The sequence below is a fragment of the Oliverpabstia sp. genome, from assembly GCF_022785585.1.
GTDB classification, from domain to species: Bacteria; Bacillota; Clostridia; order Lachnospirales; family Lachnospiraceae; genus Oliverpabstia; species Oliverpabstia intestinalis.
In genome coordinates this window covers 1-9,755 of the sequence record NZ_JALFPR010000170.1, presented here as the reverse complement: position 1 = coordinate 9,755, position 9,755 = coordinate 1, and the positions used below count along the sequence as shown (strand labels likewise).

At 44.9% G+C, this 9,755-nt stretch carries 8 protein-coding genes and 1 pseudogene; 1 reads left to right on the top strand and 8 read right to left on the bottom strand.

Annotation, left to right across the window (positions count from 1 at the left end):
• Positions 1 to 99, bottom strand: a 99-nt coding sequence (locus tag MSA64_RS12140; RefSeq protein WP_334302750.1) for a DUF6783 domain-containing protein, incomplete at its 3' end; no start/stop codon positions are given.
• Between MSA64_RS12140 and MSA64_RS11625 the strand changes: the two are divergent.
• A pseudogene (locus tag MSA64_RS11625) lies at positions 61 to 186 on the top strand (DUF6783 domain-containing protein); the annotation flags it as partial. The gene MSA64_RS12140 and the pseudogene MSA64_RS11625 sit on opposite strands and share 39 nt — an antisense overlap.
• Here the strand turns inward: MSA64_RS11625 and MSA64_RS11620 are convergent.
• The 7 genes from MSA64_RS11620 to tgt all read right to left on the bottom strand — a co-directional run bounded on the left by MSA64_RS11620 (position 170) and on the right by tgt (position 9,164).
• Positions 170 to 1,333: a phosphoglycerate dehydrogenase gene (locus MSA64_RS11620; protein WP_022171740.1), complete on the bottom strand. Its 1,164-nt coding sequence runs from the start codon at positions 1,331 to 1,333 to the stop codon at positions 170 to 172. The pseudogene MSA64_RS11625 and the gene MSA64_RS11620 overlap by 17 nt on opposite strands.
• 1 nt (position 1,334) lies before the next feature.
• Complete coding sequence (serC, locus tag MSA64_RS11615) at positions 1,335 to 2,417, bottom strand: 3-phosphoserine/phosphohydroxythreonine transaminase (protein ID WP_277663473.1); 1,083 nt, start codon at positions 2,415 to 2,417, stop codon at positions 1,335 to 1,337.
• Positions 2,418 to 2,654: 237 nt separating this feature from the next.
• Positions 2,655 to 4,340, bottom strand: a complete 1,686-nt coding sequence (gene ilvB / locus MSA64_RS11610) for a biosynthetic-type acetolactate synthase large subunit (RefSeq protein WP_277663472.1) — start codon at positions 4,338 to 4,340, stop codon at positions 2,655 to 2,657.
• Positions 4,341 to 4,357: 17 nt separating this feature from the next.
• Complete coding sequence (ilvD, locus tag MSA64_RS11605) at positions 4,358 to 6,028, bottom strand: dihydroxy-acid dehydratase (protein ID WP_022171737.1); 1,671 nt, start codon at positions 6,026 to 6,028, stop codon at positions 4,358 to 4,360.
• A gap of 36 nt (positions 6,029 to 6,064) precedes the next feature.
• On the bottom strand, positions 6,065 to 7,150 hold the full coding sequence (leuB, locus tag MSA64_RS11600) for a 3-isopropylmalate dehydrogenase (RefSeq protein ID WP_287891687.1): 1,086 nt from the start codon (positions 7,148 to 7,150) through the stop codon (positions 6,065 to 6,067).
• Positions 7,151 to 7,603: 453 nt separating this feature from the next.
• Positions 7,604 to 7,870, bottom strand: a complete 267-nt coding sequence (yajC, locus tag MSA64_RS11595; RefSeq protein WP_408636463.1) for a preprotein translocase subunit YajC — start codon at positions 7,868 to 7,870, stop codon at positions 7,604 to 7,606.
• Positions 7,871 to 8,027: 157 nt separating this feature from the next.
• Positions 8,028 to 9,164, bottom strand: a complete 1,137-nt coding sequence (gene tgt, locus MSA64_RS11590; RefSeq protein WP_022171734.1) for a tRNA guanosine(34) transglycosylase Tgt — start codon at positions 9,162 to 9,164, stop codon at positions 8,028 to 8,030.
• Between the last annotated feature and the right edge of the window lie 591 nt (positions 9,165 to 9,755).

Here is a 9,755-nt window from a genome sequence, read left to right as displayed (position 1 = left end):
AAAAAGACTTTTCGTGAGTTGCGAGTCCCAATTTGTGGGAGATTTTATCCGAATGAGGGCGGCGTAGCGGGCTACGGCAACCGAATGAGGGTAAAATATACCGCAAAGTGGGGCTTGCAGATTGCGGAAATGATTTTTCAGGCACGCTCCAGCACGTTTTATTTTCTATTTATTTTATTATCCTGACTTTCAGAACGCCCTCGATCTCGTCTAATTTGTCGATGATCTCCTGTGTTGCCGGCGTCTCCAGATCGATCAGAGTATATGCATAATCCCCTTTGCTCTTGTTGGTCATATCAGAGATATTCATACCTGCTCCACCCAGGACTGTTGCGAACTGGCTGATCATGTTTACTACATTTTTATGGTTGATGGCGATTCTTCCGGCCACACCACAGATACCCATATCGCAGTTTGGATAGTTGACAGAATTATGGATATTACCATTTTCCAGATAATCTCTCAGTTCTTTGACTGCCATGCATGCACAGTTGTCTTCGGATTCAGCTGTGGATGCTCCCAGATGTGGTGTTACCAGTGTATTTTTTGCGCCTGCAACGGTGGGGTTTGCAAAATCTGTGACATATTTTTTCACTTTTCCTGTTTCCAGCGCGTCTATCAGAGCAGTTTCATCCACCAGAAGGTCTCTGGAGAAGTTTAACAGAACCACACCGTCTTTCATCATTGCGATGCTGTCTTTGCTGATCATGCCCTTTGTGCTGTCAAGAAGCGGCACATGAAGGGTAATGTAATCACACTCTTTGAAAATATCTTCCACATTAGCGATATGTTTGATCTCTCTGGAAAGCTTCCATGCGGTATCCACAGAAATATATGGATCATATCCGTATACTTCCATACCAAGATAAATCGCAGTGTTGGCAACCATGGCTCCGATGGCTCCCAGACCGATGACACCGAGTTTCTTTCCTTTGATCTCGCAGCCGGCAAACTGTTTTTTCTGTTTTTCTGCCAGTTTTCCAACATTTTCGTTATCTTTTTCCTGTTTTACCCATTCCACACCGCCTACGATATCACGGGATGCAAGGAGCATGCCGGCGATTACCATTTCTTTGACACCGTTTGCGTTAGCTCCCGGTGTATTGAATACGACGATACCCTGCTCTGCACAATCCTGTAACGGAATGTTGTTGACACCGGCTCCGGCACGGGCAATAGCCTGAATGTTTTCCGGTAATTTCATCTCATGCATCGAAGCACTTCTTACCAGGATCGCATCGGCTTTTTCTATTTCTTCGGTTTTTGTGTAATCATTTGTAAATCCATCCAGTCCCACTTTGGAGATCGGATTCAGACATTGATACTGAAACATCTTACAGATTCTCCTTCTCAAATTTTTTCATGAACTCCACTAATTTTTCCACACCTTCAATCGGCATAGCATTGTAGATACTTGCCCGCATACCACCGACAGTTCTGTGTCCTTTCAGATTCTCCAGACCTGCTTCTTTCGCTTCTTTTACAAACTTTGCATCCAGATCCGGGTCTCCTGTTACGAAAGGAACGTTCATCAGAGAACGGGAAGCTTTTTCTACGGTTCCCTTGAACAGTTTACTTTCATCCAGATAATCATACAGGATCTTGGCTTTCTTTTCATTGCGCTCTTTCATTGCTTCCAGACCGCCCTGTTTTTTCAGCCATTTGAATACTTTACCACAGATGTAGATGCAGTAACAGTTTGGTGTATTATAAAGAGAATTTGCATCAGCATGTGTCTTATATTTCATCATGGTCGGAGTTCCCGGCAATACATCGTCTGTAATCAGGTCATCTCTTACGATTGCGATGACCATACCGGCCGGTCCGATATTTTTCTGTACACCACCGTAGATGATTGCATATTTGCTTACATCTACCGGTTCAGACAGGAAACAGGAGGAAACATCTGCCACCAGATCTTTTCCTTTGGTATTTGGCAGTTCTTTGAATTTTGTTCCATAGATCGTGTTATTCTCACAGATGTATACATAATCTGCATCTTCGCTGATCGGAAGATCAGAACAGTCCGGGATATAAGAGAATGTCTTGTCTTCGGAAGTGGCAATCTTGTTTGCTTTTCCGTACTTCTGTGCTTCCTGCCATGCTTTCTTTGCCCACTGACCAGTTACGATATAATCGGCAACCTTGTTTTTCATCAGGTTCATCGGGATCATGGCAAACTGCAGAGATGCTCCGCCCTGAAGGAATAACACTTTATAGTTATCCGGGATGTGCATCAGGTCTCTCAGATCTTTTTCTGCTTCCTGAATAATCTGATCAAAAGCTTTGGAACGGTGACTCATCTCCATCACAGACATTCCTGTATCCTTATAATCTAACATCTCTGCCTGTGCTTCTTTCAGCACTTCTTCCGGCAGTACAGCAGGACCTGCTGAAAAATTGTAAACTCTACTCACCTTAGTTTCCTCCTCTTTCTCACATTTTCATAACTGTTCAGCACCTTCGCATATGCCAGCTAAACAGCTGTCCTTTTTCTTCTTTCCCGTTAGCACTTTAGTGTGCTAACATATGAAACACTATACACCTCTGATAAATTATTGTCAATATCAAAATTCTGTTAAATATATTTTTATAGCAATAAAGCAAACCAGATATATATTTTAATGTATCAGGTTTGCTTTATTTATTAATTCCTATTTTTCTTTCTTCGCAAGATCCTCAGCATCAAAGACTTCCTCGATCGGAGCTCCTGCAGGAACCATCGGGAATACTTTGTCATCACAGTCGATCTGGCAGTCCAGCACAACAGTTGTGTTCAGTGCGATTGCTTTTTCGATCGCCGGACCCACTTCTTCTTTTTTGGTCACACGGATGCCAACTGCACCCATGGATTCTGCAAATTTTACAAAATCTACTTTGTCATCCAGTATGGTGCTTGAATAACGGTGATCGTAGAACAGAGTCTGCCACTGACGCACCATGCCCAGTACGTGATTGTTAATAACGATCTCAATAAGCGGCAGGTTATTTCTTGCTGCCGTAGCAACTTCGTTCATGTTCATACGGAAGCATCCGTCACCTGCGATATTGACTACCACTTTGTCCGGACGACCGAATTTTGCACCGATTGCTGCTCCAAGACCATAACCCATGGTTCCCAGTCCGCCGGAAGTGATCAGAGTACGCGGTTCTTTGTATTTGTAATACTGGGCAGCCCACATCTGGTGCTGTCCCACATCGGTAACGACGATCGCATCACCTTTTGTCACACGATACAGTTCTTCGATGACATACGGTCCGGTCAGACCTTCCTGGTTATATTTCAGCGGATATTTTGCTTTCATATCTTCCACTTCTTTCACCCAGGCATCGTGATTCTTCGGATAGATCTTTTTGTTTAATTCTTTTAATACTTCTTTGACATCGCCGATGATACTGCAGTCTACTTTAATGTTTTTGTTGATCTCTGCGGCATCCACATCGATCTGGATGATCTTTGCATTCTTTGCAAATTTTGCAGTGTTACCGGTTACTCGGTCAGAAAAACGTGCTCCCACAGTGATCAGAAGATCACACTTTGTCACACCCAGGTTGGATGTTTTGGTTCCGTGCATACCAAGCATACCGGTATACAGTTCGTCTTCTCCGGAAAATGCGCCTTTTCCCATCAGGGAATCCGTTACCGGAGAATTAATGGTGTGTGCAAATTTGCGCAGTTCTTCTGCCGCTCCGGAAGTGATCGCACCTCCGCCCACGAAAATGAATGGTTTTTCTGCCTCACTGATCAGTTTTGCTGCCTGATCTAGGTCAGATTCCATCATCTCGGCAGTATACGGAGCAATCGGTGTCGGCTCCTGATAAGTATATTCTGTAACAGCTGCTGTCACATCTTTTGTCACATCCACAAGTACCGGACCCGGTCTTCCGCTCTGTGCAATGGTAAATGCACGGCGGATCGCAGGTGCAAGGTCATGGATATCTTTTACGATCATACTATATTTGGTGATTGGCATAACAACGCCGGCGATATCAATCTCCTGGAAACTGTCACGTCCGAGAAGTCCTGTTGCCACGTTAGCTGTGATCGCTACCATCGGGATAGAATCCATATGGGCTGTCGCGATACCGGTTACCAGATTGGTTGCTCCCGGACCGGAGGTTGCCATACATACACCTACTCTTCCGGTAGCACGGGCATATCCGTCAGCAGCATGGGAAGCACCCTGTTCATGAGATGTGAGTACATGATGGATCTCATCGCTGTGTTTATATAAAGCATCATAGACATTCAGGATCGTTCCTCCCGGATATCCGAATACGGTGTCTACGCCCTGTTCTTTCAGACATTCAATAATAATTTCTGATCCTGTAAGCTGCATCAGTCTTTCCTCCTAAATTATTTCTTCGGTACTTCGAGAATAGCACCACGGTTACCGCTGGTTACCATAGCTGCATAACGTGCCAGATATCCGGTCGTTACTTTCGGCTCACGCGGCTGCCAGTTTGCTTTTCTCTTTGCCAGTTCCTCGTCAGATACCAGCAGTTCCAGACTGGTTTCCGGGATATTAATACGGATCATGTCGCCTTCTTCTACCAGTGCGATTGGTCCGCCTACGGCTGCTTCCGGTGATACGTGTCCGATAGAAGCTCCTCTGGATGCTCCGGAGAATCGTCCGTCTGTGATCAGTGCTACGGAAGATCCCAGTCCCATACCTGCGATTGCGGAAGTCGGGTTCAGCATTTCTCTCATGCCGGGACCACCTTTTGGTCCTTCGTAACGGATCACAACAACATCACCCGCAACAATTTTTCCGCCTTTGATGGCTGCAATAGCATCTTCTTCGCATTCAAATACACGAGCCGGTCCTTCGTGTACCATCATTTCTTCGCAGACAGCACTGCGTTTTACAACACCACCGTCCGGTGCCAGATTACCTGTCAGAACAGCAAGTCCTCCGGTCTGGCTGTATGGATTGTCTAACGGACGGATAACTTCCGGATTCCGGTTAACGCAGTTTGCAATATTTTCTCCTACTGTTTTTCCGGTTACTGTCATGCAGTCCAGATTCAGCAGATTTTTCTTTGATAATTCATTCATGACAGCATACACACCGCCTGCTTCGTTCAGGTCTTCCATGTAAGTCGGTCCTGCCGGTGCCAGATGACACAGGTTTGGTGTTTTAGCACTTACTTCATTTGCCAGAGTGATATCGAAGTCAAATCCAATTTCATGTGCGATTGCCGGCAGATGCAGCATACTGTTAGTAGAACATCCCAGTGCCATATCTACAGTCAGTGCATTCATAACTGCTTCTTTTGTCATGATATCTCTCGGACGGATATTCTTTCTGTACATTTCCATAACCTGCATGCCGGCATGTTTTGCCAGTTTGATACGTTCGGAATATACAGCCGGGATGGTTCCGTTTCCACGAAGTCCCATACCCAGTACCTCGGTCAGGCAGTTCATACTGTTGGCTGTATACATACCGGAACAGGAACCGCAGGTCGGGCATACTTTATTTTCAAATTCTTCCACATCGTCCTCTGTCATAGTTCCGGCTGCGTAGGATCCTACTGCCTCGAACATACTGGACAGGCTTCGTTTCTGACCGTGTACATGACCTGCAAGCATCGGACCACCGCTGACAAATACGGTCGGTACGTTCAGTCTGGCTGCTGCCATCAGAAGTCCCGGTACATTTTTATCACAGTTTGGCACCATAACCAGTGCATCGAACTGATGGGCCATCGCCATCGCTTCTGTGGAATCAGCGATCAAATCACGGGTTACCAGGGAATATTTCATTCCGATATGTCCCATGGCGATACCGTCACAGACCGCAATCGCCGGAAACATGATCGGCGTACCGCCTGCCATGGCAACTCCCTGTTTTACTGCATTAACGATTTTATCCAGATTCATATGACCGGGAACGATCTCGTTATAAGAGCTTACGATACCGACTAACGGTCTCTCCATCTCTTCTTTTGTCATTCCCAGTGCGTTAAACAGGGACCGGTGAGGTGCCTGCTGCATTCCAGTTTTTACTGCATCACTTCTCATATTCGTTACGCTTCCTTTCTGTTTTCCCATTCAGTTTTAGTGAATCCGTTCTGCGATCAGGTCACCCATCTGTACGGTTCCTACCTGTGTGCATCCTTCAGACATAATATCTCCGGTACGGTATCCTTCTTTTAAGACTGCCTGAACAGCTGTTTCCACTGCATCTGCTTCTTTGTCCAGATTCAGGGAATAACGAAGTAACATTGCTGCGGACAGAATAGTTGCGATCGGGTTTGCAATTCCCTTCCCTGCGATGTCCGGTGCAGAACCGTGGCTTGGCTCATACAGTCCAAAGCTTGTCTCGTTCAGACTTGCGGAGGAAAGCATACCGATGGATCCGGTTACCATACTTGCCTCATCGGAAAGGATGTCTCCGAACATATTCTCTGTCAGAATGACATCAAACTGACCCGGGTTATGTACCAGCTGCATCGCACAGTTGTCTACAAGCATATGTTCCAGGATTACTTCCGGATAGTCTTTTGCTACTTCCTCTACGATTTTTCTCCACAGACGGGAGGAATCCAGTACGTTTGCTTTGTCTACGCTTGTTACTTTCTTTCTTCTCTTCATCGCGATCTCAAATGCTTTGACAGCGATTCTTCTGATTTCTTTTTCATTATAAGACAGGGTATCCACAGCTGTCATCACGCCATCCTGTTCTTCGGTCTTTCTTTCTCCGAAGTAAAGACCTCCGGTCAGTTCTCTGACGATGATCATGTCAAATCCGTCACCGATCCGATCTTCTTTTAACGGGCATGCAGCTTTCAGTTCATCATACAGGTATGCCGGACGAAGGTTTGCGAACAGGTTCAGAGCTTTACGGATTGCCAGAAGCCCTGCTTCCGGGCGTTTGGATGGCTCTAACTGATACCACGGGGATGTTTTTGCGTCTCCTCCGATGGATCCCATCAGAACAGCATCGCTGGATTTTGCTTCTGCGACAGCTTCATCAGTCAGCGGGACACCGTGTACGTCGATGGATGCACCACCCAGGAGTACGTTGGTGTATGTGAATGTGTGCCCGTATACCTGACATACTTTATCTAATATTTTTTTTGCTTCATTCACAATTTCAGGACCGATTCCGTCTCCGTGAATTAATGCAATTTTGTAGTTCATAATCATTTCATCCTTTCTTTCTTTACCTCTTTAATCTGTTACAGACTATCATAATCTATTTTCATGGTATTTTCAAGGGAAAGTTGAGGGGGTTATTGGGAACGGACGCCGGAAAGGAGCAGGGACAGGGTGTGGCGGCAGCGTGCAGAGCGGTTTTCAGCTAGTCTCTAAGAAGAACTAAATGCCGGTTCGCGGAGAGCCGCTCACCGTCAAGTTCTTCTAAGAGCCGGATCTGAAAACACACTCTAACCGCACGCAAAATGCCACCACACCCTGTCCCTGCTCCTTTCCGGCTGACATTGGCAAATACTCTGTTTCCTGATCATTAAAGCTTTTCAATATTCTATAAAAATATTGATTTTGCCTCCTTTGTCATATAAAAAGAAAAAACGACCAGCCAAGTTCTCTGTTGAAAATCTGATTGGTCGTTTTGTTTATCTTGCTTATGTCATTTTATTCAGTTGCGTCAGATGCTTTTTCTACTTCTGCGATAGCTGCTTTTTTCATTGGGATTCGACAGTTTTTGTTGTTTCCGAATTCTACGATTACATCTTCATCGGTGATATCGATGATAACTCCGTAGAAACCACCGGTGGTAACTATTGCATCGCCTACTTCCATATCATTCAGCATGGCTGTGACCCGTTTTTGTTCTTTTTTCTGCGGACGGATCATTAAAAAATACATCAGAGCGAACATGATAACCAGCATAGCGATCATATAGATAGTGCTTGCTGCTCCTGCTGCCTGTGTTGAAGTCATTACTACTCCCATTGCACATTCCTCCTGCTTTTTCTTTTCCGTTTACGGACGTTATTACTACTATACACAAAAACAGGGGTTCCATCAAGCTGTTTTTGATATTTTTATTGTTTTTTTACTTTTTGTCGTTTTCCAGGAAACCTTCCAGCTTCTGTTTTTTATATTCTTTGTATCTGCCTTCTTCGATGGCCTGACGAATCTCGCTCATCATTGTGTTGTAGAAATACAGATTATGCAGAACGCAGAGACGCATGCCCAGCATCTCTTTCGCTTTTAACAGATGACGGATATAGCCGCGGCTGTAATTTCGGCAGGCCGGACACTGACATCCTTCTTCGATCGGACGCTGATCCAGTTCATATTTGGCATTGAACAGGTTTCTCTTCCCCTGGTTGGTGTATACATGTCCGTGACGGCCGTTTCGGCTCGGGTATACACAGTCGAAAAAGTCCACACCACGATCTACTGCTTCCAGAATGTTGGCCGGGGTTCCGACACCCATCAGATACGTTGGCTTTTCCAGTGGCAGATGAGGTACGGTCACATCCAGGATATGGTACATTTCTTCATGGCTTTCTCCTACAGCCAGTCCACCTACCGCATACCCATCCAGATTCATCTCACTGATCGCTTTTGCGTGATCGATACGGATATCATCAAAGATAGCTCCCTGATTGATACCGAACAGCAGCTGATTTTTATTGATCGTATCTTCCAGGCTGTTCAGTCTGGCCATCTCGGTTTTACATCTTGCCAGCCAACGGGTGGTTCTTGCCACGGAATCCTCCACATAGCTTCGTTCTGCCACGCTGGACGGGCACTCATCGAAAGCCATCGCAATGGTGGAAGCCAGGTTGGACTGGATCTGCATACTCTCTTCCGGTCCCATGAAGATCTTGTGACCATCGATGTGGGAACGGAAAGTTACGCCTTCTTCCTTGATCTTTCTTAAACCTGCCAGGGAAAATACCTGAAATCCGCCGGAATCCGTAAGAATCGGACGATCCCAGTTCATGAATTTATGGAGGCCTCCCATCTGTTTTACAATTTTATCACCCGGACGCACATGGAGATGGTAGGTATTGGACAGTTCTACCTGTGTGCCGATTTCTTTTAAATCTGTAGTCGCCACTGCTCCTTTGATGGCTGCGGCAGTACCTACGTTCATAAATACCGGAGTCTGGATGGTTCCGTGAACGGTCTGGAATTCTGCACGTTTTGCATTTCCATCTCTGGCTATGATCTTATACATATTTTTATCACCTTTCTCTTTTCTTTTACCGGATGTTCCGGTATATGGTCCATATGTTCAGTTTTTCTGATCCTCTGATTTTAAAACATCATTGCTTTTTTCTTCAATAATGCCCATGTTCTTTCATACAGTATCGCTTATTATATCTGTTTCCGCCTTTTTTTTCAATAAATATTTCACAATTATTTTCTCTTTTTTTAAAGATTATCTCTTTTTTCTACATTGCCATATTCCAATAAATGTCATATAATAAGTCAGTCCGGATTTTCGGACATGTTCCTATTTAAATATGTAACTGTTTATATGACAGTTTTCATATCTGACAGGATGTAGGATTCGTAGAAAGTAATCCCTTTGTGGCATTCCATCTGTTTTCTTTCCATGAATAACGGAATGCACGCAGACACCTATGTAACTGTTGAAACTCAGGAACGGTTACTCATATACATGTAACTGTTCAGTACCTTCACAGTTACGAGCCAAAATGCATTTAAACGATAAAAACACCTTCAGTGATGGCATTTTGGCTTGTATGTCTCGGGATTTTGACATATTCATGTCAAAACACCTCGCGGGACAGTGGCTACTGAA